The sequence below is a fragment of the Gordonia sp. VNK1 genome, from assembly GCF_040049135.1.
Taxonomy (GTDB): domain Bacteria; phylum Actinomycetota; class Actinomycetes; order Mycobacteriales; family Mycobacteriaceae; genus Gordonia; species Gordonia oleivorans.
The window spans coordinates 212,093-235,666 of sequence record NZ_JBDZDJ010000005.1 but is presented as its reverse complement, the minus strand read 5'-3'; the positions used below and the strand labels follow the sequence as shown (position 1 = coordinate 235,666).

Genomic DNA, 23,574 nt, shown 5'->3' with positions numbered 1-23,574 from the left:
GCCGGCGGTGGATAACCCGACCCGTCACGACGGCGCGGAGATGGTCGGCACGGGTGGACTGACGAGGGGGAGTTGGTTGGTGCTCACGGACGGCTTCGTGCGGCGACCGCGTATCACGCCGCCCCGCATGCCCGGTGGTGAACTCAACATCGCGCAACCACCGGACGTGCCCCGCGTGGTGCCCGGCAATCTGCTGGTCAAGCTGTTGCCGGTGGTCATGATCGTTGCGGTGGTGGGCATGGTCGGACTGATGTTCGCGACCGGTGGACGCAATATCCTCTCCAACCCCCTGTTCATGATGTTCCCGCTGATGATGCTGATGTCGATGTTCGGGATGTTCGCGGCCGGCGGACGTGGCGGTGGGAAGAAGGCGGCCGAACTCAACGAGGAACGCAAGGACTACTTCCGGTATCTGGCGCAACTGCGGGGCCAGGTCGACGAGACCGCCCGGGCCCAGCGCGTGGCGTTGTCCTGGAGCCATCCCGACCCGCGGTCGCTGGCCGAGGTCATCGGTGGCCGGCGGATGTGGGAGCGGCGTCCCACCGACAGCGACTTCGCCCACGTCCGTGTCGGTGTCGGCACGCAACGGTTGGCGACGCGACTGGTCCCGCCGGAGACCGGGCCGCTCGAGGACATCGAACCGGTGTCGATGGTGGCGTTGCGCCGGTTCGTCCGTACCCATTCGGCGGTCCACCGGCTGCCGACGGCGGTGTCGCTGCGGGGTTTCCCGGCCCTCAACATCGAGGGCGTCCGGCAGGAGACCCGGGACCTGGTGCGGGCCATGGTGATCGAACTGTGTGTCTTCCACGGTCCGGATCACCTGCGGGTGGCCGTGGTCACCGCCGATCCGGTCGGAGAGGCGTGGGATTGGGCCAAATGGCTCCCGCACGTGGGTCATCCGCGTCTGGCCGACGCCATCGGTCCGATGCGGATGATCTTCCCGAGCCTGGGCGATCTGGAGCTCGCGCTGGCCACCGAACTGTCCGAGCGTGGCCGGTTCAGCCGCTCGGCCCCACCCACCCCGGGCCGGCCCCACCTCGTGGTCATCATCGACGACGGTCTCATCGAGGGTGGCGAACGGCTGATCAACGACGCCGGCATGGAAGGTGTCACCGTCGTCGATCTCACGGCGCCCGCCGACGGGCTGGCCGCCAGACGTGGTCTGTCCCTGGTGGTTCGAGATGACACGGTGTCCGCGCGGAGCGCATTCGGCGTCGAGGAGTTCGCCACGAGGGACGGCGTGTCGATCGCCGAGTGTGAGGCCATGGCCCGACGTCTGGCACGCTACCGCCTCGCGTCGGCGGCCAGCATCGCCAGCCTCGACGCGGAGGCCACCGCCGTCGATCCGGGTCTGCCCGCGCTGCTCGGCATCGACGATGTGTCGCGATTCGATCCGGCGTCGGGTTGGCGCGGCCGATCCGGACGGGAACGACTACGGGTGCCCATCGGCTACACCCCGAACGGCTCGACCGTCGAACTCGACATCAAGGAGAGCGCCCACGGCGGTACCGGACCGCACGGCCTGTGCATCGGAGCGACGGGCTCGGGGAAATCGGAGTTCCTGCGGACACTCGTCGTGGCCCTGCTGGCCACCCACTCACCCGCCGAACTCAATCTCGTTCTCGTCGACTTCAAGGGTGGCGCAACCTTTCTGGGACTCGAGCGAAGCCCGCACGTGGCGGCGATCATCACCAACCTGGAGCAGGAACTGGCGATGGTCGACCGGATGAAGGATGCCCTCTCGGGGGAGATGAACCGCAGGCAGGAGGTGCTGCGCTCGGCGGGAAATTTCGCCAACGTCACCGAGTACGAACAGGCCCGGCTGGCCGGGGCACCCCTCCAACCGCTTCCCGCGTTGTTCATCGTCGTCGACGAGTTCTCCGAATTGCTCTCTCAGAAACCGGATTTCGCCGAACTGTTCGTCGCGATCGGCCGTCTGGGACGGTCCCTGCACATCCATCTGCTGCTGGCCTCGCAACGGTTGGAGGAGGGGAAACTCCGTGGGCTCGATTCGCACCTGTCGTATCGGATCGGACTGAAGACCTTCTCGGCCAACGAGTCACGATCGGTGCTCGGCGTTCCGGACGCCTATCATCTGCCCAGCGTGCCCGGTTCGGCATATCTCAAGGCCGACTCCGGTGAACCCGTCCGCTTCAACACCTCCTATGTGTCGGGTCCGTATCACCCGCCGGTGCACGGCTCGCCCGACGAGTTCGGTGCGGCCGAGGCACGGGGTCCCCGCGCCCGCATGAAGGTCTTCACCGCGCTACCCGTGCCCTTCGATGGGCCGCCGCCACCCGAGAGCGCGCCGGTGGTGGGTTCGGTCCTCGACAATGCGGCCGCGTTGCTCGAGGAGACCCCACCGGCGACGTCGATGCCCGATCCCCCCGAGCCGGGTGCCGGAGGTCCGAATCCTGCTGCGCAGCACGGTGGTTCGGTGACGGTGCCCACGCTGCTGCAGACGCTGGTGGGGCGTATCGTCGGATACGGTCCGCCGGCTCACGAGGTCTGGCTGCCGCCCCTGGACTCCTCGCCCACCGTGGACGCACTCGTCGGCGACCGCGACTACTCCGCGCCCGCACCGCCGGGCGCGCTGCGGGTGCCGATCGGCATCATCGACCGACCCTTCGATCAGCGGCGGGACGTGCACGTCCTGGATCTGTCCGCGGCCGCAGGCAATGTCGCGATCGTGGGTGGACCGCAGTCGGGCAAGTCGACGGCACTGCGCACGCTGATCGTGGCCGCGGCGGCCACGCACACACCCGAGCAGGTGCAGTTCTACTGCCTCGATTTCGGTGGCGGTTCGCTCGCCGGGGTGGCGGGGCTCCCGCACGTCGGGTCGGTGGCCACGCGCGCCGACATGGATGCGGTGCGTCGCACCGTCGCCGAGGTGGCCGCGGTCATCCGGGCCCGCGAATTGCGTTTCGCGCGGGCCGGTCTGGAGTCGATGCAGGATTATCGACAGCGCCGGGCCGCCTGGGCGGGCACCGGACGGACCGACCCCGACGATCCGCTCGCCGACGACCCGCACGGCGACGTCTTCCTGGTGCTCGACGGTGTCGGCGTGCTGCGCGGCGAGATGGAATTCCTCGAGGAGCAGATCTCCATGATCGCCGCGCAGGGGCTGTCCTACGGTGTCCACCTGGTGATCACGGCCACCCGGTGGGCCGAGGTCCGACCGGCGATGCGTGACCTCATCGGAAGCCGTGTCGAACTACGTCTCGGCGACGCCATGGATTCCGAGGTCGGGCGCCGGGCCGCCTCACTTGTTCCGCACAACCGCCCGGGCCGCGGACTGAGCCCGGACGAGATGCACCTGCTGGTGGCGCTGCCGCGGCTCGACGGCGACCCTACGCCCACGTCGCTCCCGGTCGGTGCGCAGATGGCGGTCGACGCCATCTCGCTGGCCTACGGCGACCGTCGGGCGATGCGGGTACGCACGCTGGGCACCGAGATCGCGATGTCCCACGTTGCCGAACGCGTCACGGCCGAACGGGGACCACTGCCGGTCACCCAGGTCGCCATCGGCCTCGGCGAACTCGAATTGGCGCCGGTGATACTGGATTTCGCCGCGCAGCCGCACTTCATGGCGTTTGCCGACGTCGAGCACGGCAAGACGACGCTGCTGAGAACCATTGTCGCCGGCCTGGTTTCGGGGTCGACGCCCGAACAGGTGAAGATCGTGCTGGTCGACTACCGGCGGACGATGCTCGGCCTGATCTCCGGTGACCATCTCGCCGGCTACGCCAGCTCCAACGACAACGCCACGGCCATGATGCGCCAACTGGCCGGCTACTTCACCCAACGCCTTCCACCCGAGGACATCACGGTGGATGCGCTCAAGGACCGCAGCTGGTGGTCGGGCCCGGACGTCTACGTCATCGTCGACGACTACGACATGGTCGCGACGTCGTCGGCGAATCCGATGCTGCCCCTGCTGGATCTGGCCTCGCACGCCCGTGACATCGGGATGCACATCGTTCTCGCACGCCGATCCGGCGGCCTGGGGCGGGCGATGTTCGACCCGGTGATCGCCCGGCTGCGCGACCTGTCCTGCGACATGTTGCTGATGAGCGGTGACCGGGACGAGGGCTACATCACCGGACGCTCGCGATTGCAGCGACTCGTTCCCGGGCGCGGTGAACTGATCTCACGCAGCCGGCCGGCGGAGATGATCCAGGTCGGCATCTCCGATCAGGTGTCCTCGTGACCGCGACGACGGCGCCACCGCGAGCCCACCCGCCGGCGCCGGTGGTGTCCCGGCGGGCGACCGTCATCGACCTCGCCTACGGGCAGGTGGTCCTCGGCGATGCGGGGGCGGGCCCGGATGTGTCCGCGCTGCTCAACGCCATCGACGCCGACACGATCGTCGTCGATGGTGTCGCCGCGCCGGCACCGGCGCGGTGGGCGGCGGTGTTCGCGGCGATCGCCGAGTCGGTCGGATGGACTCCGCTGATCCTCACCCACCCCAGCACCTGGGGATCGGTGCGCACCGGGGTGCTGCGCCGCGCCGCGGCGATGGTGCCGACCGACATCGACGTGCTGCCCCGCGCGGTGCAGATCGCCCGCACCCATGCCGACGTCACCGTCTCGCGGTGCGCGGTCGTGGAGACGACCGCCCTTCCCGACCATGACGACGGCCGCCGCTCTCCCCGGTGGGACGTGCAGCGGTTGCGCCGCATCCCGACCGGGTGGGAGATCGAGGCGAGTGGCATCCTGCGCGCGGTCGGCGACGCGACCGATTCCGCCGCGGTCCAGGCGGTGATCGACGACGGCGTCGAAGCCGTGTTCGTCGACGGGGTCACCGCCGCCGAGGTGACCCGAGCCGTCGACACCATCACCGAACACACCGTCGCCGGTCGGGTGGTGCGGGTCGACCGGCGCCTGGTCACCCGGGCGCCGTCGACGGCCGGCTCGGCGGGATCCGCCGCTACCGACCCGGCCTGGGCCGACGCCGCGGCGGAGGCGATGCCGAGTACCTCGCGCGCCGGTCGACGGCGGTGGGCCTGGGCCGCCGCGGCGATGGCCGCGGTGATCGTCGTCGCGATCGCCGGGCTGGTGGGGATCGTCCAGACCGACGAATCACCACCGCCCACACCGCTGGCCGTCACGGTGGGCCGCACGTCGATGCTGATCCCACCCGCCTGGCACCGCGACGACCCGCCGGCACCGGGCTCGGCGCCGGCGTCACCGGCGACCCGGTCACCGTCCCAGTCACGCACCGTCTTCGTCGCTCCCGACGACGGCGCCCGGCTCATCCTCGTGCAATCGCCGATCCGCGCCGGATCGACACCGGCGTCGGTGGGCGTGAGCATGGGTAACCGGATCGGACAGCGCGGCGACGACGTGGTCAGCGAGTTTTCGCCCTCGACCCGATTCGCCGGCCGGGATGTGATCAGCTACCGCGAGGCACCGGCGTCCGGCGCACCGATCCGCTGGTACGTCCTGGTCGAACACGATCTCCAGGTCAGCATCGGATGTCAGGCCGGAACCGGCGGCCAATCGGTGGACGGGCCGTGCGTGCAGGCGGTCGAATCGGCCCGGATCGCCGCCCGATAGTCCCCGCCTCTGGTGCCCTTACCGGCCAGCTCAGACAGCGTTTTGACCCCGATGGGGCCGCTCCCGTACTCTGGATCGCTGGTGCGTGGCACCCTCATGCCGTCGTGGTGTGCGGGTAGTCGAGGCCCGGGTCCCCACTGGTCGCCGGAACAACCTCTGCCATCGTGCCTGACCAGCACCGATCACAGACAAGTTGAGGACCAACTGTGCCTACCTACACCCCGAAGGCCGGTGACATCACACGCACGTGGCATGTCATCGACGCCACCGACGTGGTGCTCGGCCGGCTGGCCGTGCAGAGCGCGAACCTGCTCCGCGGCAAGCACAAGCCGACCTACGCCCCGCATGTCGACGGTGGCGATTTCGTCGTCATCATCAATGCCGACAAGGTCGCCCTGACCAGCAACAAGGCCGAGCGCAAGCTGAACTACCGGCACTCCGGGCATCCGGGTGGCCTGAAGGTCCAGACGACCGCCGAGCTGCTCGAGTCCAACCCCGAGCGCGTGGTCGAGAAGGCCATCAAGGGCATGCTGCCGCACACCAAGCTGGGACGCGCCATGGCGTCGAAGCTCAAGGTGTACGCCGGCCCGAATCACCCCCACGCCGCGCAGCGGCCCGTCCCCTTCGAGATCAAGCAGGTGGCCCAGTGACCAACGAGAACATTTCCGACGAGGCCGTCGAGGCCGCCGTGGAGAATGCCGCCGAGGCCCAGGCCGCTGCCGGTGACGACACCGCTGCCGCCGAGACCGCCGTCGAGCAGGCCGTCGAGGCCGTCGAAGAGGTCGAGGCCGCTTCCGACGACTACGACGCCGACGCCGATGTCGTCGCCGAGCCGGCCGTGGATCGTGCGCCGGTCGTCATCGACCGCCCGATCCAGACCGTCGGCCGCCGCAAGGAGGCCGTGGTGCGGGTGCGTCTGGTTCCGGGTTCGGGCCAGTTCACCCTCAACGGCCGCACCATCGAGGAGTACTTCCCGAACAAGGTGCACCAGCAGCTGATCAAGGCCCCGCTGGTCACCGTCGAGCGCACCGAGTCGTTCGACATCTACGCCAAGCTCGTCGGTGGCGGCCCCTCGGGCCAGGCCGGTGCGCTGCGTCTGGCCATCGCCCGTGCCCTCATCGAGGTCACCCCGGAGGATCGCCCGGCCCTGAAGAAGGCCGGCTTCCTGACGCGTGACCCGCGTGCGGTCGAGCGCAAGAAGTACGGCCTGAAGAAGGCCCGCAAGGCGTCGCAGTACTCCAAGCGCTGACTTGGCACGCCTCTTCGGAACCGACGGCGTCCGAGGCCTGGCCAACGCCGAGCTCACCTCCGAGCTCGCGTTGCGCCTGGCCTCGGCCGCCGCGTTCGTTCTCGGTACCGGCCCACGCCCCCGCGCGGTGGTGGGTCGCGATCCCCGCGCCTCCAGCGAGATGCTCGAGGCCGCGGTCTGCGCGGGGCTGGCCGCCTCCGGCGTCGACGCGATCCGGGTGGGTGTGCTGCCCACCCCGGCGATCGCCTTCCTGACCGCCGACTACGGCGCCGCCTTCGGTGTGATGATCTCCGCATCGCACAACCCCATGCCCGACAACGGCATCAAGTTCTTCGGCGCCGGCGGACACAAACTCGACGACGAGATCGAGGACCGCATCGAGGCCGCGATGGACGGTGACCTGCCGCGCCCCACCGGCGCCGGCGTGGGCCGACTCTCCGACGCACCCGACGCGGAGGACCGCTACGCCCGTCACCTCGCCGCCGCGATCGATGTGCGACTCGACGCGCTGACCGTCGTCGTCGACTGCGCGCACGGCGCCGCCTCGCACGTCGCGCCGCACGTCTACGCCGCCGCGGGTGCCACGGTCATCCCGATCCACGCCGATCCCGACGGCATCAACATCAACGAGGACTGCGGCTCCACCCACATGGGCAAGCTGCAGGCCGCCGTCCTCGAACACGGCGCCGACCTCGGCCTGGCCCACGACGGTGACGCCGACCGCTGCCTGGCCGTCGACTCGACCGGCCAACTCGTCGACGGCGACCACATCATGGCGATCCTGGCGAGCGCCATGCATCGTCACGGGCGTCTGCGGGACGGTGTCCTCGTGGCCACCGTGATGAGCAACCTCGGACTGCACATCGCCATGCGCGAGGCCGGAATCTCGTTGCACACCACCGCCGTCGGCGATCGGTACGTGCTCTCCGAACTGCGCCGCGGTGACTACTCGCTCGGTGGCGAACAGTCCGGGCACATCGTCGTCCCCGGCTCCGGGACCACCGGCGACGGCATCCTCACCGGCCTGCTGCTGATGGCCGAAATGGTGGAGAGCGCCACACGTCTGGCCGATCTGGCCGGAGTCATGACGACGTTGCCGCAGGAGCTGATCAACGTCCGGGTGGCCGACAAACATGCGGTCGCCGTGGCGATCTCGGTGACCGAGGCGGTCACCGCGGCCGAGGCCGAGCTCGGCGATCAGGGCCGAATCCTGTTGCGGCCGTCGGGAACCGAACAACTCGTACGGGTGATGGTGGAAGCGCCGACCGCCGAGTTGGCGCACGCCATCGCCGCGCGCGTCGCCGACGTCGTCGCCACCGCGGGTGCCTGAGGCCCCGTCGAATGAGCGGCGCACCGAAGGCCGTCCTGTTCGACTTCTCCGGCACCCTGTTCCGGTTCGAGGCGCGTGACGAGTGGTTCGCCGACCTGCACGACGAGCACGGTGAGCCACTGCACGTCGACGCCCAGGCCGAACTGATGCGCCGGATGACCCAGCCCGTCGGGCTGCCCGCCGACATCGTCGACGATGATCGGATCGCCTGGGAACGACGCGATCTCGATCCCGAACAGCATCGCCGCGCCTACCTCGCGGTGCTCCGGGCATCCGGTCTGCGTACCCCCGGGCACGCCGAATCGCTGTACGAACGTGTCCTCGACCCGCACTCGTGGGTGCCCTTCGGTGACACCACCACCGTGCTCACCGGACTCGCCGCCGCGTCGGTGCCGGTCGGCGTGGTCAGCAACATCGCCTTCGATCTCCGGAAAGTCTTTGCCCTGCACGGACTTGCCGACACGATCGGCACCTTCGCGCTGTCGTATGAGGTCGGCGCCATCAAACCCAACCCACGGATCTTCCACGCCGCCCTCGAGCCGCTCGGTGTGCCGGCCTACGACGCGCTGATGATCGGCGACAGCGCCGAAGCCGACGGCGGTGCCACCCGCCTCGGCTGCGCCTTCGAACTCGTGCACGACGTCCCGGTCGCCGGGCGTCCGAGCGCCTTGACCGACGCCGTCCGGGCGCACGGCCTGCTGCACTGAGTACCGGTAGTTGTGGATTCCTCCGGCACAGATGGGGGATCGTGGGTCACAATCGTCTGACGACGGGAGGGGGACCACGTGGAATCGTCGAATGTCGCGGTCGATGATGTCGCGATCGATGCGGACGAGGTGGCCGAGGTGATCGCGTTCTACCGGCGTGCGTCGCACGTGTTGACGGCCGCCACCGATGATCTGACCGCCCACGACTTCGGTGCGTGGAGCAGTGGCGGGTGCGGCGACCTGCCCGATCACGCACTGCCCGATCACGCACTGGCCGACGACCTCGGCGTGCGGGTCGGGGAGATGGGCCGCGCGCTCGCGCAGGGCCTCGCCGCGCAGGCCGCATCGGCGGCCCGGCTGGCCGACATCCTGGCCCACGGCCTGGCGGCGCTCGCCGATGCGGATGCGCAAGCGGCCCGGGTGGTGGCCGCATCCGCCGATCCGGAGCCGGCGTCCTGATGGTTCGGGAGCCGGAAACCCTTGCGGTGCTGCGTGATCGGGCCGTCGCGGGTGTGGAGGACCTGGTGACGGTGCTCGGTGTCGGGCGCACCATCGGGGTGACGGTGCCTGCCGACGACGACGTCCGAACCACACTGCGTGAGGTCGGGACCCTCGACCTGACCCGGCTGTCCGCCGATGCGCATCGCCTGCAGACCGTCCACCGGGTGGTCGCCGATCTGTGGCACCGGCTCCCCGAACAGCAGGTCCGACTCGATCACGCCTGGTCGTCGGGTGCCGGTGCGGTGGCGATGACCCTGGCCGTCGACCATCAGCGGCGCGCCGAGGCCGATCTGCAGGCGCTGCGTTCGGTCGCCGACGCGACGGCCGCGGCGGCGTCGGGAATCGATCAGGTCCTGCGCACCTGGTATCTGACCGTCGCGCGCCTGTCCACGCCGCTGATCGCCGGCGTCCCGCCGGGCGAACTCCCCGCCGCCGTCCTGTCCGGTCGGGTGCCCCTGACCGTCGTCGCCGCCGACATCGGCGCCCGGGTGCATCTTCTGCACACCACGGCCGATTCCACCCGCACCGGGATCTCGGCCATCCTCGAACAGCTGGCCACCTCGGCCGGCTCCTGGTCACCGCCGTCGAACGTGCGGGCGGAGTCGGGTCTGGCGGGCGCGGGCGGTGGGTACGGCCCCGGCGACGACAGCGGTATGGCCGCGGAATCCACCGGTGACGTCGTCCACGGCGTCAGCACCGGCGTCGGCACCGGAGCCGACGCGTCGGCGGTGGGGCACCCGAGTACGAAGGACAATGCGGCCGACGTACCGCTGACACTCACGGCGCAGAAGTCCGATGTGGTCGTTCCTGACGAAACATCCGGTGAGGCAACAGATTCCGGTGTCATATCCAAGTCCGGGCAACCCGGCCACGCGCTGGGAGGTCACGCGCCGATGCCGCCGCCTCCCGCACCATCCCCGTCGCCCTCGCTTCCGGAATCCGACCTCGCACTGGCGGGTGATCAGTGAACGCCGCCGAGCAGATCGAGATGATCGCGCGCCGGACCGTCGCCACGGTGACCGCGGAGTCACGCCGGTTCAGTGAGACGACACTGCGTCTGGCCGCCGAACTCGGCGAACACCAGCAGACCCGCCGCAACGACGTCGCGGACCTGCGCACCGAACTGCAGGCCGCGGCGGACGCCTGCGACACCGCCACCCCCCGAATCCTGCTGCCCGCGGACATGTCCGAGGCCAGTCCCCATCGGGGCCGTCCGAACGCATAGGCTGTCACACGTGCCCGGCAAGAAGCGTTCCCGCAAACCTTCCACGCCCCCGGAGAAGCTGATGAAGGAGCTGACCCGGCGAGGTCCGCACCGCGTGCTCGCCGGTGGTCTCGGCATCGTCGGCATCGAGGGTCGTGTGTTCGCGCCCGCCGACGGCACCCGACGACCCGTGCTCGCCTTCGGGCACGGCTGGCTCACCGGGGCCGGTCGCTATCGCGACTTCCTCTATCACCTCGCGTCCTGGGGCTTCGTGGTCGCGGTACCCGAGGGCCAACGCGGACCCTTCGCCTCCGACGTGGGTCTGGCCGCCGAGATGCGCTCGGCGGCCACCATCGTGTCCTACGCGCCCCTCGGCGACGGCACCGTGACCGCGGATCCGGCCCGCATCGGTTTTCTCGGCCATGGCTTCGGGGCGGCGGCCGCGGTGATCGCGGCCTCCGACGAGGTCGTCCTCGGCCAACCGGCCGTGTCGACGTCGGGTGTGGTCGCGATCTTCCCCGCGCCGACGACCCCGATACTCCCGGCCGCCGCGGCGCAGGTCCGCGCGCCCGGTCTGGTTCTCGCGGCCGGTACGGCCCTCGACACGTTCGACGCCAACGCCCGCCCGCTGGCGCAGGCCTACGGCGGCGATGTGGTCTTGCGCACCCTGCCCGGGGCCACCAGCAAGGGATTCCTCGAACACCGCTCACCGAAATCGCTGCTCGGCATCAACGGTGCCGACAAGGTGACCCACACGCAGGTCCGCGCGTTGACGACGGGCTTTCTGCTGCATGCGGTGGCCGGTGACGACCGCTATGCCGGGTTCGCCGATGCCTCGGAGATCATCAAGAAGACCGTGGTCAGCGATCCGTCGGAGACCACGGAGGGCGAGCTGGATCACGTGTCCCGGTTGCTGGGCGCCAAACCGCGCAATCAGCGTGGCCGGATCGCCCGCAGAATCCCGGTACCCTGACCTTCTATGTGTGGAATCGTCGGATATGTGGGCAGCCGTGACGCCCTCGACATCGTGGTGGAAGCACTGCGACGGATGGAATACCGCGGATACGACTCCGCCGGGGTCGCGATCCTCGACGGCCGTGGTCACACGGCGGTCGAGAAGAAGGCCGGCAGGCTGGAGAACCTCGACAAGCAGATCGCCACGGTGGGACGGGAGTCGCTGGCCGGGACGACCGGCATGGGACACACCCGCTGGGCCACCCACGGGCAGCCCACCGACCGCAACGCGCATCCGCACGTCAGCACCGACGGCAAGATCGCGGTGGTGCACAACGGCATCATCGAGAACTACGCCCCCCTGCGGACCGAACTCGAGGATGCCGGCATCGAGTTCCGCTCCGACACCGACACCGAGACCGCGGTCCACCTGATCGAGCGGGAGTACGCCCACGGCGCCACCGCCGGCGACTTCGTGGCCAGCGCGTACGCCGCCCTCAGTCGACTCGAGGGGGCGTTCACGCTCGTCTTCACCCATTCCGACCATCCCGGCACCATCGTCGCCGCGCGACGATCCACCCCGCTGGTGGTGGGCGTCGGCGACGGCGAGATGTTCGTCGCCTCGGATGTGACGGCGTTCATCGAGCACACCCGTGACGCCGTCGAACTCGGGCAGGACGAGGTCGTGGTGATCACCGCGGACAGCTTCACCATCACCGACTTCGATCAGAATCCGCAGGCGGGCAAGCCTTTTCACATCGATTGGGATCTCGCGGCCGCAGAGAAGGGCGGCTACGACTTCTTCATGCTCAAGGAGATCGCCGAGCAGCCCGCCGCGATCGCCGACACCCTGCTCGGTCACCTCGACGAGGGCCGGATCGTGCTCGACGAGCAGCGGCTGTCCGATCAGGATCTCCGCGACGTCGACAAGGTCTTCGTGGTGGCCTGCGGCACCGCCTACCACGCCGGCATGCTCGCCAAGTACGCCATCGAACACTGGACCCGCCTGCCCGTCGAGGTGGAACTGGCCAGCGAGTTCCGCTACCGCGATCCGGTGCTCGACCGGTCGACGCTGGTGGTGGCGATCTCGCAGTCCGGTGAGACCGCCGACACCCTGGAAGCGGTCCGGCACGCCAAGACGCAGAAGGCGCGGGTGCTGGCCATCTGCAACACCAACGGTGCGCAGATCCCGCGCGAGTCGGACGCGGTGCTCTACACCCACGCCGGACCCGAGATCGGGGTGGCCTCCACCAAGTGCTTCCTCGCGCAGATCGCCGCCGCCTATCTGGTGGGTCTGGCGCTCGCGCAGGCCCGCGGCACCAAGTACTCCGACGAGGTCGCCCGCGAGTTCGCCGCGATGGAGGCGATGACCGACGCGGTCCGCGAGGTCCTCGGCACCATGGAACCGGTGCGGGAACTCGCCCGATCCCTGGCCCACCACAACACCGTGCTGTTCATCGGTCGCCACGTCGGCTTCCCGGTGGCCCTCGAGGGTGCGCTGAAGCTCAAGGAACTCGCCTACATGCACGCCGAGGGTTTCGCGGCCGGCGAGCTCAAGCACGGCCCGATCGCCCTGATCGACGACGGCCTGCCGGTGATCATCGTGATGCCGTCGGCCGACGGTCGTGCCGTGCTGCATTCGAAGATGGTCAGCAACATCCGCGAGATCCAGGCACGAGGTGCGCGGACCATCGTCATCGCCGAACCCGACGATGACTCGGCCCGCGCCGTCGCCGATCACTTCATCCCGATCCCCAAGACGCCCACGTTGCTGCAGCCGCTGGTCTCGACCGTCCCGCTGCAGGTGTTCGCCGCCAGTGTCGCCCAGGCCCGCGGCTACGACGTCGACAAGCCCCGCAACCTGGCCAAGTCGGTCACCGTCGAATAGACAGCCATGCCGGTCACCTACGTCACCGCCGAACGGGTCCGCGAGGCCGAACGCGCGACCGGCGACCTGCTGACGAACGGCACGCTGATGCGCCGCGCGTCGCACGGGGTGGCGCAGGCGGTGATCGACGAGTTCACCCGCGCGGGCGGCTGCCACGGACGCCGCGTCGGGGTGGTCGTCGGCGCCGGTGACAACGGGGGAGACGCCCTCTACGCCGGGGCCGCGCTCGTGGGTCGGGGCGTCGCGGTCAGTGCCCTGCTCCTCGCGCCCGACAAGGCCCATCCCGGCGGGCTCGCCGCGCTCCGCCGCGCCGGCGGCCGCGTCGTCGACGTGCTGCCGACGGGACTCGACGCGGTCATCGACGGTGTCGTCGGCATCGGCGGTCGGGGACCGTTACGCCCGGCGGCCGCGGCGGTGTTCGCCGCGCTCGACCCGCGCACCCTCGTCGTCGCGGTCGACCTGCCCTCCGGTGTCGACGCCGACACCGGCGAGGTGCACTCGCCCGCGGTGCGGGCCGACATCACCGTCACGTTCGGTGTGCGCCGCCACGCCCATCTGCTGGCCGCGCCGCAGTGCGGGCGGGTGGTGCTCGTCGACATCGGGCTGGCGCAGGACGCAGACGGGGAGCCGACGGCGCCCGGCGCGGCAGGGGCGACGGGGGCCACGCACCTGTATGCGCTGACCGACACCGACATCGCCGAGAGCTGGCCGGTCCCCGGGCCGCACGACGACAAGTACACCCAGGGGGTCGTCGGCATCATCGCCGGCTCTCATCGGTATCCGGGGGCGGCCATCCTGTGTTCGGGGGCCGCGGTGTCCGCGACCTCCGGGATGACCCGATATGTCGGGTCCGCCCACGCCGAGGTGGTCTCACACTTCCCCGAGGTCGTCTCCGTCGCCGAGCTCGCCGACGCCGGGCGGGTACAGGCGTGGACGATCGGGCCGGGGGCCGGCACCGACGACGATGCGTTGGAGACCCTGCGTACGGTCCTGGCGACCGATCTGCCGGTACTGGTGGACGCCGACGCCCTGACCCTCATCGCCGATCACCACGACCTCGTCGTCGGCCGGGACGCGCCGACCCTGCTGACCCCGCACGCCGGCGAGTTCGCGCGGTTGACCGGTGAACCCGTCGGCCCGGACCGGCTCGCCGCCGTCCGGGATCTGGCCCGACGCTGGGGTGTCACGGTCCTGCTCAAGGGCCGGATCACGCTCGTCGCCGAATCCGACGGGATCGTCTACGGCAACGACGCCGGCTCGTCGTGGGCGGCGACCGCCGGCGCCGGGGACGTGCTGTCCGGGATCGCCGGGTCGCTGCTGGCCGCGGGCCTGCCACCGGCCTGGGCCGGTGCGGCCGCCGCGCGGGTCCACGCACACGCCGCCGCGCTGGCCTCGCGGGGCGCACCCATCGGGGCGTCGGCACTGCTCGGGGCGCTGCGACCGGCGATCCGCGAGCTGCTGACCTCACACGGTCGTGAGCACGAGCAGCGACGGTAACGCCATCAGGCAACCGATGACCACGAGTGTGGTCGCGAAGCCGAGTTCGGTGGTGCGCGCGGGCGGCTTGTGACGGTAGGCCGCGATCAGGCACACGAGCGCGGTGGTCGCCGACACCAGGGTTGCCGCGGCGAAGCAGCCTGCCGGAAGGTAATAGCGCTGGGCCTCCTCGTCGGGCGCGTTGAAGGCCGCGTCGAGGGAGAGGAAGAAGATCCATGTCAGGGCGGCGAACAAGATCGGTGTGAGCAGGCCGAACACCCAGGTCAGAATCAGTGCGCGGGACTTGGGTGATGGCGCGGGATACGGCAGCGGGTCAGACATGCCCACCACCCAACACCGCCCGGAACGTCGGCGGATGCGTAGAAACACCTGCCGTGGCTGCGTGATCGGCCGAGGAGTACCGGTCGGTTGGGTACCTCACCGTCGCACCTCACGTGGTGCTGGTCACGATGCCGTTCAGAGTGACGGACCAGTCACCGCGACCGTCGCCTCGGTCGGCAGAGCACTCCGCGTCATCTGGGACAATGGACGCCGATGACTACCTCAGCGCTGACCGCAACCATCGACCTCGACGCGATCGCCCACAACGTGGGCGTGGTGCGCGCGGCGTCGGGGGCCGGTGTGATCGCGGTGGTCAAGGCCGACGCCTACGGGCACGGTGCGGTCCCGGTGGCGCGGGCCGCCCTGGCCGCCGGGGCGAGCGAACTCGGGGTCGCCGTCATCGGCGAAGCGCTCGACCTGCGTGCGGCCGGCATCGACGCGCACATCACCGCGTGGCTGCACACGAACTCGGCCGATTTCTCGGCGGCGATTGCCGCCGATGTCGACCTCGCGCTGTCATCACGCAGGCAACTCGCCGCGGTCCTCGATGCCGCCGCGGCCACCGGGACCACCGCCACCGTCACCGTCAAGCTCGACACCGGGCTGGGACGCAGCGGCGTGGCACCCGACGAATGGGCGGACTTCGCCGACGATCTCGCCAAGGCCGTCGCCGACGACGCGGTCCGGGTGCGCGGCCTGATGTGCCATCTCGCCCGCGGAGACGAACCCGATCACCCGCTGAATTCGCTTCAGGCGCACCGGCTCGAAGAGGCACGCGATGACCTGGCCCGGCTCGGTGCGGCGCCACAGGTGATGCATCTGGCGAATTCGCCTGCGGCACTGACCCGTGCCGATCTCGCCTACGACCTGGTCCGGCCCGGTATCGCCCTCTACGGCGGTGTCCCTATCCCCGGACGTGACTTCGGACTGATCCCGGCGATGACCCTGACCGGGGAGATCGCACTGGTCAAACGCATCCCGGCGGGACAGGGCGTGTCCTACAGCCACACCTGGGTGGCCGAACGGGACACCACCATCGCGGTCATCCCGGCCGGATACGCCGACGGGGTACCCCGCCTGGCGTCCGGGCGGCTGCGGGCCCGCATCAACGGCCGGGACTTCCCGCAGATCGGCCGGGTCTGCATGGATCAGATGGTCGTCGACCTCGGACCCGACGGAAGTAACAGCGGAGCGGGCGACGTGCGCGAGGGGGATGTGGCCGAACTCTTCGGCACCGGTGCCGACGGCGGCCCGACGGCGCAGGAATGGGCCGAGACCATCGGCACCATCGACTACGAGATCCTGTCGCGTATCGGTGGCCGCGCCGCCCGGGTGCACCGATCATCGGTATCGCCGAGCGACTCAGTGGTGACCGCACACAAGGTGGCCGGACATACAGCGACGGGGGATCGCCGATGAACACCACCGAACGATTCGGTGTGGCAGCGGGTTTGGCGGGCGTGGCGGCACTGGGCGGCCTGGTGGCCTCGGGCGCCGCACGCACCGCGGTCACCCGCAGACGGATGGCCCGCGGCGACGATGCCTATGCCGGAATCGATTTCACCACGATCTATGACGATCCCGCCACGACGGTCACCACCGACGACGGCCTGGCCCTCGCGGTCCGGACCGTCGATCTCGGCGGCCTCGAACCCGGACAGACGCCGGAGTTCACCGTGATCTTCGCGCACGGGTTCAGCCTGCGGATGGCGAGCTGGCACTTCCAGCGCTACGACCTCGCCCGGCGGTGGGCCGACCGGCGAATCCGGATGGTGTTCTACGACCAGCGCGGGCACGGAGCCAGTGACGCCGCGCCGGCGCAGGAGTGCACCATGGCGCGCCTCGGTGACGATGCCGCCACCGTGATCGAGGCGATGGCGCCCGCCGGACCGGTTGTCCTCGTGGGACATTCGATGGGCGGCATGTCGCTGATGAAGCTGGCCGATCGGCATCCGCATCACTTCGGACCGGACGGCCGGGTGGCCGGTGTCGCGCTCGTGGCCACGGCCGCGAGTGGACTGACCGAGGCCGGACTCGGTCGCGGATTGCGCAATCCGCTGCTCGACGCCTTCGCACTGGCGGCCCGGCGCACCCCGCGCGTCATCCAGGCCGGACGGGACCTGACCCGCCTCGCGCTCGAACCGGTGCTGGTGGAGGCGAGCTTCGGGCCGGATTTCCACAGCCCGGCCGCCGGCCGTGCGGTGGAGAAGATGATCCAGAACACGCCCATCACCACCGTCGTGAACTTCCTCGGCGCGCTCGAACGGCACGACGAGATGATGGCCCTGCCGATCCTGGCGCAGGTGCCGACCGTGGTCGTCTGTGGGGACGCGGACAAGATGACACCGCTGCCGAACTCGTTGCGCCTCTACGGGGAACTCGGTGCCGATTCGGTGATGGAAGTCGTCGACGGTGCCGGGCACATGGTGCTGATGGAGGAACCCGATCGGGTCACCGATGCGATCGATCAACTCCTCGATCGTGCCCGGGTGGCGCTGCCGCAGCCACCCCGACGGTGGTGGCAACGGCGCAAGGTGCGTGCATGAGTACCGGGGTGCAGACCCGCGAGCTGCCCGACGTCACCGACACCGAGAGCCTGGGAGAGTCACTGGCACATGACCTCTCGGCCGGGGATCTGGTGATTCTGGATGGTCCGCTGGGCGCCGGGAAGACCGCGCTGGCCCGGGGGATCGCCCGTGGACTCGGTGTCGTCGGCAGGGTGTCGTCGCCGACGTTCATCATCGCGCGCGAGCATCGCCCGGGCGGCGACGGGCGGCCCGGAATGGTGCACGTGGATGCCTATCGGCTCGGCGGTCTGGAGGAACTCGACGCCCTTGATCTCGACACCGATCTCGCCGACGCGGTGGTGGTGGTCGAGTGGGGTGAGGGGGTGGCCGAGCGTCTCGCCGACCGTCATCTGCTGGTGCGGTTGACCCGCGACCCCGACACCGACGTCCGTCACGCCGAATGGGGATGGGTGAATCACCAATGAGCACAATCACTTCGGGTGCGCAGACTCCCGATGCCGCGGCGCTCACCGTGCTGGTCATCGACACCGCGACCGACACCGTCGTCACCGGGGTGGCGCGGTGCCACCCGACCGGCGACGTCGAGGTACTCGCGCAGCGGGCGAATGCCGACGGTCGACGCCATGCGGAGATCCTGACCACCCTGATGGCGCAGTGCCTGGACGAGGCGGGAATCGGTCGCGATCAGATCGACGCGGTGGTCGTCGGCACCGGTCCGGGACCCTTCACCGGACTGCGGGTGGGTATGGCCACCGGCGCGGGTTTCGCCGACGCCCTGGGTATTTCGGCGTACGGGGTGTGTTCGCTGGACGCCATCGCCCGCGAGACCGCCCGTGCGGTGCCGGCGGCGACGGCGGTGCTGGTGGCCACCGACGCGCGTCGCCGCGAGGTGTACTGGGCCCTCTACGGGCCGGGCGGGCACCGCCGCGTCGGCCCCGAGGTCACCGCACCCGCCCACGTCGCCGATCTCATCGACGGTGGACCCGCCGCCGTCGACGCGGTGGGTGGCTCCGCCGAGCATCTCCGCCTGATCGGTTGGGCCGGAAGCGATCCGGTGGTCTCGGTGCCGACGGTGGCCGGCCTCGTCGAGGCCGCACGTGGTGACCTCTACGCCGATGCCGCCCCGGGACCCCTGACGCCGCTGTACCTGCGCCGGCCCGATGCGGTCGAACGCAAGGATCAGCGGCCCAAAACGGTGAGCGCCCAGTGACAGGCGAGACGGTGACAGGCGAGACGGTGACAGGTGCGCAGGTGACCGGCGGCGGGATCATCGACGCGTTGGAGTATTCGGACATCCCGCGGTGCGCGGCGTTGGAACGCGAGATGTTCAGCGAGGATTCACCGTGGCCCGCCGCGGCCTTTCGCGCCGAACTCAACGCACCGTACAACCGGTATTTCGCCGCCCGGGACGAGCGCGGTGCGCAGGTGGTCGGCTATGCGGGGATATCCACCCTCGGATCGCCCGGCGACCACGAATGCGAGATCCACACGATCGCGGTGGCACCGACCCATCGAGGTCTCGGATACGGACGCGGCCTGCTCGCGGCGATGCTGGCGGTCGCCGACGCCCTCGACGCACCGGTCTTCCTGGAGGTCCGCGTCGACAACGACACCGCGATCGCACTGTATGAGCGCAACGGTTTCGTGACGTCGGGTGTTCGGCGTGGCTATTACCAGCCGTCGGGGGCGGATGCCTACACGATGATCCGCCCGCGACGGTCCGAGCAGCCGCAGGTGCCGCCGTCGGCCGATGCGCCGGACGACGTGCGCGGCAGTAGGAGTGAACAACCATGATCGTGATGGGAATCGAGAGTTCGTGCGATGAGACCGGGGTCGGCATCGTGCGATGGGAACCCGGCACGGGTGCAGAACCGGGACGTGCGGTGCTGCTCGCCGACGAGGTGGCATCGAGCGTCGACGAGCACGCCCGATTCGGGGGAGTGGTGCCCGAGATCGCGTCACGCGCGCATCTCGAGGCCATCGTCCCGACGATGCGGCGGGCCCGTGAGACGGCCGGAATCGACCGTCCCAACGCGATCGCGGTGACCATCGGACCCGGTCTGGCGGGTGCGCTCCTGGTGGGGGTGGCCGCCGCGAAGGCCTATGCGCTGGCCTGGGATGTACCGCTGTATGCGATGAATCATCTCGGCGGGCACGTGGCGGTCGACACGCTCGAACACGGTCCGATGCCGGAATGCGTGGCGCTGCTGGTGTCCGGTGGACACACCCATCTGCTGCACGTGACCGACCTCGCCGAGCCGATCGTCGAGTTGGGCACCACCGTCGACGATGCGGCGGGTGAGGCCTTCGACAAGGTCGCCCGGCTCCTCGACCTGGGTTTCCCGGGTGGCCCGGCACTGGACAAGGCTGCCGCACACGGTGATCCGCACGCCATCGAGTTCCCGCGTGGAATGACCGGCCCCCGCGATGCCCGCTACGACTTCTCCTTCAGTGGGGTGAAGACGGCGGTGGCGCGGTATGTGGAGAAGTGCCGCCGCGACGGCGTGGAGGTGCCGATCGCCGACGTCGCCGCCTCGTTCCAGGAGGCCGTCGCGGATGTGTTGACGCTCAAGGCCGTTCGGGCCTGTCAGGATCTGGGTGTGACCACCCTGGTGCTGGGTGGCGGGGCGACCGCGAATTCGCGTATCCGGTCGCTGGCCGCGCAGCGGTGTGAGGCTGCCGGCATCACCCTGCGGGTTCCGACCCCGCGACGGTGCACCGACAACGGCGTGATGATCGCGACCCTGGGTGCTCATGTGATCGCCGGCGGGGCGCAGCCGTCGCCGCTGACCGTGGCGACCGATCCCGGGTTGAGCGTGCAGCTCTCGCAGGTCTGACGAGGCAGGTCGGTCTCGGCGGGACCGGCTCGGCAGGTCTGACTCGGCCGGGTATGACTTATCGGGCCTGCTCGCGGAGCAGGTCCGGGCAGCCGACGCACAATTCGGCCAGGATGCGGCGCTGGGTGGGGCGGGCCTGGTCGTAGCGGGTGATCCCGGCGGGGGTGAGTGCGGCGAACACCGACCGGCGATCGGTCGCGCACATCGTCCGGTGCACGAGTCCGTCCTTCTCGAGTCGGCCGACCACACGCGACAACGCGCTCTGCGTCAGGTGCACCTCGCCGGCGAGGTCGTTCATCCGCAGCGAGTGACCGTCGGCGGCGCAGAGTTGTTCCAGTACTTCGAATTCGCTGGCCGTGAGCTGGTGGCGGTCGTGGAGTTCGCGGTCGAGGGTGCACTGGATGCGGTGGAAACGGATCGAGAGGTCGTGCCAGGCGGACGCCAGATGATCGGCGGCCGTGTCATCGGCGGCACCCGGTTGCCCGGTGGTGTCGATCGCGGCGGTCGGCTCGGACACCCTGCTCATGGCCGCATACTAACACCGCACGAGATTCGTATGCAAGAGAACATTATGTGAGATCAATAGATGCACAAGCATTAAATGCATATGCATATACTTTCCTCATGACGCAGACAGATCCGCATGTGATCGCGCATCAGGAGGCGCTCCGCGCGCCAGAGCTCAACCCGTCCGACCATGTTGCGGCCGGCCACATCACCTCGGGAGGTGGGTGGCCGGCGCGTACCTGGATTCTGCTGGTGGTCCTGGCGGGGGCGTTGTTCCTTGACGGCCTGGACATCTCGATGGTCGGCGTCGCGCTGCCGTCGATCGGTGCGGACCTGGGGATGGGGCAATCCGCGCTGCAGTGGATCGTGAGCGGATACGTTCTCGGCTACGGCGGTCTGCTGCTCCTGGGCGGGCGGGTCAGTGATCTGCTCGGCCGACGACGGGTCTTTCTGGTGGCCCTGGGTGTGTTCGGGGTGGCGTCGGTGATCAGCGGGCTCGTCGATGTCGACGGGGTGATCGTCGGATTGCGGTTCGTGAAGGGGGCGGCCGCGGCGTTCACGGTGTCAGCCGGTCTGTCCATCATCACCACGACCTTCGCCGAAGGTCCGGCCCGTAATCGGGCGCTGAGCATCTACACGGTGTGCGGTGCGAGTGGATTCTCGCTGGGTCTGGTCTTCGGTGGACTGTTGACGGAGTGGTCGTGGCGCGCGACGCTGATGTTCCCGGGCCCGGTTGCGTTGGCGCTGTTGGTGATCGGTATGCGGGTGATCCCCCGGGGCGAGCGCACGCACTTCCGGTGGTCGCAGTTCGACGTGCTCGGTGCGGTGGCCAGTACGGCCGCGTTGCTGCTGCTGGTGTTCGGGGTGGTGCGGGCCCCGCAGGTGGGCTGGGGTGCGCCGGCGACGATCGGGGTGTTCGCGGCGGCGGTGGTGGCCGGTCTGCTGTTCGTCGTGGTCGAGGTGCGGCATCGGCATCCGCTGATCCGGCTCGGCATTCTGCGGTCGACCCTGCTGGTGCATGCCAATGTGTCCGGTGCGTTGATGTTCGGCGGATACGTCGCCTTCCAGTTCGTGGTGACGTTGTATCTGCAGGATGTGTTGGGGTGGTCGCCGCTGATGATGGCGCTCGGGTTCCTGCCCGCCGGACTCATCGTCGCGGCCAGTGCGGTGCGGATGGACCGGGTACTGGACCGGGTGCCCACGCCGGTCCTGATGATCTTCGGGTTCGCCGCATTCCTCGGCGGCTACCTCTGGTTCGCCCGGGTCCAACCGGGGATGGGGTACACGGAGTTCCTGCTGCCCACCATCATCCTGCTCGGCATCGGCTTCGCGCTGACCTTCCCGTCGGTGACCGCCCAGGGCACCAGTGGGGTCGACGACGACGAGCAGGGTCTGGCGTCGGGGCTGGTCAACACCAGCGTGCAGATCGGGGGTGCGGTGATGCTGGCCGTCATCACGGCCATCCTGACCAGTTCCGCCGAGCCGGCCCGCCCGGGAGCGCTGCTCGGCGGGATGACGACCGCGATCTGGGTGGTGAGCGCCTTGTCGGTGGCGGGGCTGATCGGTGCGGTGGGCGTGGCCTGGTGGAGTCGCCGGATCCGGGTACCGTCGACGACGTCGCCGCCGGATGTCACCGCCGATGCCGACCGTGACCGGGAGCTCTGCGGCCAGGTCTGAACTTTTTGCACCCACCAACCTTGAGTGCTGGCACTCGCATGTATAGAGTGCTAGTAGGCACTGTGTTGTGAACCTCGGCACCCGCGACGACGAGGTTTGTGGCAGAGCCCCAAGTGCAGGACATCTGCAACAAATACATCGATTTCTCAGACGAGAAAGTTGAGGACTCACATCGTGGCGAGCGTGAACATCAAGCCGCTTGAGGACAAGATCCTGGTGCAGGCCGTGGAGGCCGAGACGACCACCGCGTCGGGCCTGGTCATCCCGGACACCGCCAAGGAGAAGCCGCAAGAGGGCACCGTCATCGCTGTCGGCGAAGGCCGCGTGACCGAGCAGGGCAACCGCGTCCCGGTCGACGTGAAGGAAGGCGACACCGTCATCTACAGCAAGTACGGCGGCACCGAGATCAAGTACGCCGGCGAGGAGTACCTGATCCTGTCGGCGCGCGACGTGCTCGCTGTCATCGGCAAGTAAGAGATCACGAGGTTTTCTCGTGTTCTGCTCCGCCCCGGTACCCCACAAGGGGTGCCGGGGCGGAGTCGCAGAGAGAGCCGACAGCTCAACAATGAAATAGCCACTTGATCGCCACCGGCAACGTGCCGCGTGCAGGAGCAGGCGCGCAAGCGGGTGGTGAGTGGAGGAAACGCCACCACCACCTGTTTGCGCCGCGCCGCGATGCAGGAGGAGCCCGCAAGCGGGTGGTGAGTGAAAGAAACGTCACCACCACCTGTTTGCGCCGCGCCGCGATGAGGAGGAGCCCGCGAGGAGCGAAGCGACAATGCGGGCGACGACGAAGAGTGGTGCACAAGGGCGCA

Annotated in this window: 22 protein-coding genes; 20 read left to right on the top strand and 2 right to left on the bottom strand. The window is 69.5% G+C overall.

Annotated elements, in window-relative coordinates:
• Window positions 1–40 precede the first annotated feature (40 nt).
• The 12 genes from eccCa to ABLE94_RS08555 all read left to right on the top strand — a co-directional run bounded on the left by eccCa (window position 41) and on the right by ABLE94_RS08555 (window position 14,889).
• A complete protein-coding gene (gene eccCa, locus ABLE94_RS08610; protein WP_348803191.1) occupies window positions 41–4,210 on the top strand; it encodes a type VII secretion protein EccCa in 4,170 nt (1,389 codons plus the stop codon).
• On the top strand, window positions 4,207–5,559 hold the full coding sequence (locus ABLE94_RS08605) for a type VII secretion-associated protein (RefSeq protein ID WP_348802676.1): 1,353 nt from the start codon (window positions 4,207–4,209) through the stop codon (window positions 5,557–5,559). Before eccCa ends, ABLE94_RS08605 begins: the two co-directional genes overlap by 4 nt.
• 206 nt (window positions 5,560–5,765) lie before the next feature.
• Complete coding sequence (rplM, locus tag ABLE94_RS08600; protein ID WP_348802675.1) at window positions 5,766–6,209, top strand: 50S ribosomal protein L13; 444 nt, start codon at window positions 5,766–5,768, stop codon at window positions 6,207–6,209.
• A complete protein-coding gene (gene rpsI, locus ABLE94_RS08595; RefSeq protein WP_348802674.1) occupies window positions 6,206–6,808 on the top strand; it encodes a 30S ribosomal protein S9 in 603 nt (200 codons plus the stop codon). The genes rplM and rpsI overlap by 4 nt, the downstream gene beginning before the upstream one ends.
• A gap of 1 nt (window position 6,809) precedes the next feature.
• Window positions 6,810–8,138, top strand: coding sequence for a phosphoglucosamine mutase (glmM, locus tag ABLE94_RS08590; protein WP_348802673.1), 1,329 nt, complete (start codon window positions 6,810–6,812; stop codon window positions 8,136–8,138).
• An 11-nt stretch (window positions 8,139–8,149) separates the two neighbouring features.
• Window positions 8,150–8,845, top strand: coding sequence for an HAD family hydrolase (locus ABLE94_RS08585; RefSeq protein ID WP_348802672.1), 696 nt, complete (start codon window positions 8,150–8,152; stop codon window positions 8,843–8,845).
• 78 nt (window positions 8,846–8,923) lie between these two features.
• A complete protein-coding gene (locus tag ABLE94_RS08580; protein ID WP_348802671.1) occupies window positions 8,924–9,304 on the top strand; it encodes a hypothetical protein in 381 nt (126 codons plus the stop codon).
• On the top strand, window positions 9,304–10,314 hold the full coding sequence (locus ABLE94_RS08575; RefSeq protein ID WP_348802670.1) for a hypothetical protein: 1,011 nt from the start codon (window positions 9,304–9,306) through the stop codon (window positions 10,312–10,314). Before ABLE94_RS08580 ends, ABLE94_RS08575 begins: the two co-directional genes overlap by 1 nt.
• Window positions 10,311–10,571, top strand: coding sequence for a hypothetical protein (locus ABLE94_RS08570; RefSeq protein ID WP_348802669.1), 261 nt, complete (start codon window positions 10,311–10,313; stop codon window positions 10,569–10,571). Before ABLE94_RS08575 ends, ABLE94_RS08570 begins: the two co-directional genes overlap by 4 nt.
• 10 nt (window positions 10,572–10,581) lie before the next feature.
• Window positions 10,582–11,523, top strand: a complete 942-nt coding sequence (locus ABLE94_RS08565) for a dienelactone hydrolase family protein (protein ID WP_348802668.1) — start codon at window positions 10,582–10,584, stop codon at window positions 11,521–11,523.
• A gap of 6 nt (window positions 11,524–11,529) precedes the next feature.
• Window positions 11,530–13,392, top strand: coding sequence for a glutamine--fructose-6-phosphate transaminase (isomerizing) (gene glmS, locus ABLE94_RS08560; protein ID WP_348802667.1), 1,863 nt, complete (start codon window positions 11,530–11,532; stop codon window positions 13,390–13,392).
• Between the two features lie 6 nt (window positions 13,393–13,398).
• Complete coding sequence (locus tag ABLE94_RS08555) at window positions 13,399–14,889, top strand: NAD(P)H-hydrate dehydratase (protein WP_348808578.1); 1,491 nt, start codon at window positions 13,399–13,401, stop codon at window positions 14,887–14,889.
• On the opposite strand, the gene ABLE94_RS08550 is transcribed toward ABLE94_RS08555, so the two are convergent.
• The gene (locus ABLE94_RS08550; RefSeq protein WP_348802665.1) at window positions 14,857–15,210 is read right to left on the bottom strand and encodes a hypothetical protein; all 354 of its coding nucleotides are present in this window, start codon (window positions 15,208–15,210) and stop codon (window positions 14,857–14,859) included. The two genes, ABLE94_RS08555 and ABLE94_RS08550, sit on opposite strands and share 33 nt — an antisense overlap.
• A 213-nt stretch (window positions 15,211–15,423) precedes the next feature.
• Here ABLE94_RS08550 and alr point away from each other — a divergent pair, with 213 nt between their 5' ends.
• From alr to tsaD, 6 genes are read left to right on the top strand one after another with little or no spacing between them, the layout of a single operon-like run.
• Entirely contained in the window at window positions 15,424–16,629 is a 1,206-nt protein-coding gene (gene alr, locus ABLE94_RS08545; RefSeq protein WP_348808577.1) for an alanine racemase, read from the top strand.
• On the top strand, window positions 16,626–17,756 hold the full coding sequence (locus ABLE94_RS08540) for an alpha/beta fold hydrolase (protein WP_348802663.1): 1,131 nt from the start codon (window positions 16,626–16,628) through the stop codon (window positions 17,754–17,756). The genes alr and ABLE94_RS08540 overlap by 4 nt, the downstream gene beginning before the upstream one ends.
• The gene (gene tsaE / locus ABLE94_RS08535; RefSeq protein ID WP_348802662.1) at window positions 17,753–18,202 is read left to right on the top strand and encodes a tRNA (adenosine(37)-N6)-threonylcarbamoyltransferase complex ATPase subunit type 1 TsaE; all 450 of its coding nucleotides are present in this window, start codon (window positions 17,753–17,755) and stop codon (window positions 18,200–18,202) included. Before ABLE94_RS08540 ends, tsaE begins: the two co-directional genes overlap by 4 nt.
• Window positions 18,199–18,948 carry a tRNA (adenosine(37)-N6)-threonylcarbamoyltransferase complex dimerization subunit type 1 TsaB gene (gene tsaB, locus ABLE94_RS08530; RefSeq protein ID WP_348802661.1) on the top strand — a complete coding sequence of 250 codons (750 nt, stop codon included), beginning with the start codon at window positions 18,199–18,201 and terminating at the stop codon, window positions 18,946–18,948. The genes tsaE and tsaB overlap by 4 nt, the downstream gene beginning before the upstream one ends.
• 26 nt (window positions 18,949–18,974) lie before the next feature.
• A complete protein-coding gene (rimI, locus tag ABLE94_RS08525; RefSeq protein WP_348802660.1) occupies window positions 18,975–19,532 on the top strand; it encodes a ribosomal protein S18-alanine N-acetyltransferase in 558 nt (185 codons plus the stop codon).
• Window positions 19,529–20,575 carry a tRNA (adenosine(37)-N6)-threonylcarbamoyltransferase complex transferase subunit TsaD gene (gene tsaD, locus ABLE94_RS08520; RefSeq protein WP_348808576.1) on the top strand — a complete coding sequence of 349 codons (1,047 nt, stop codon included), beginning with the start codon at window positions 19,529–19,531 and terminating at the stop codon, window positions 20,573–20,575. Before rimI ends, tsaD begins: the two co-directional genes overlap by 4 nt.
• A 58-nt stretch (window positions 20,576–20,633) precedes the next feature.
• On the opposite strand, the gene ABLE94_RS08515 is transcribed toward tsaD, so the two are convergent.
• A complete protein-coding gene (locus ABLE94_RS08515; RefSeq protein WP_348802658.1) occupies window positions 20,634–21,101 on the bottom strand; it encodes a MarR family winged helix-turn-helix transcriptional regulator in 468 nt (155 codons plus the stop codon).
• 98 nt (window positions 21,102–21,199) lie between these two features.
• Here ABLE94_RS08515 and ABLE94_RS08510 point away from each other — a divergent pair, with 98 nt between their 5' ends.
• Together ABLE94_RS08510 and groES are read left to right on the top strand one after the other, a co-directional pair.
• Window positions 21,200–22,759 carry an MFS transporter gene (locus ABLE94_RS08510; protein WP_348808575.1) on the top strand — a complete coding sequence of 520 codons (1,560 nt, stop codon included), beginning with the start codon at window positions 21,200–21,202 and terminating at the stop codon, window positions 22,757–22,759.
• Between the two features lie 174 nt (window positions 22,760–22,933).
• Entirely contained in the window at window positions 22,934–23,233 is a 300-nt protein-coding gene (gene groES / locus ABLE94_RS08505; RefSeq protein ID WP_006334733.1) for a co-chaperone GroES, read from the top strand.
• The last annotated feature ends 341 nt before the right edge of the window (window positions 23,234–23,574 follow it).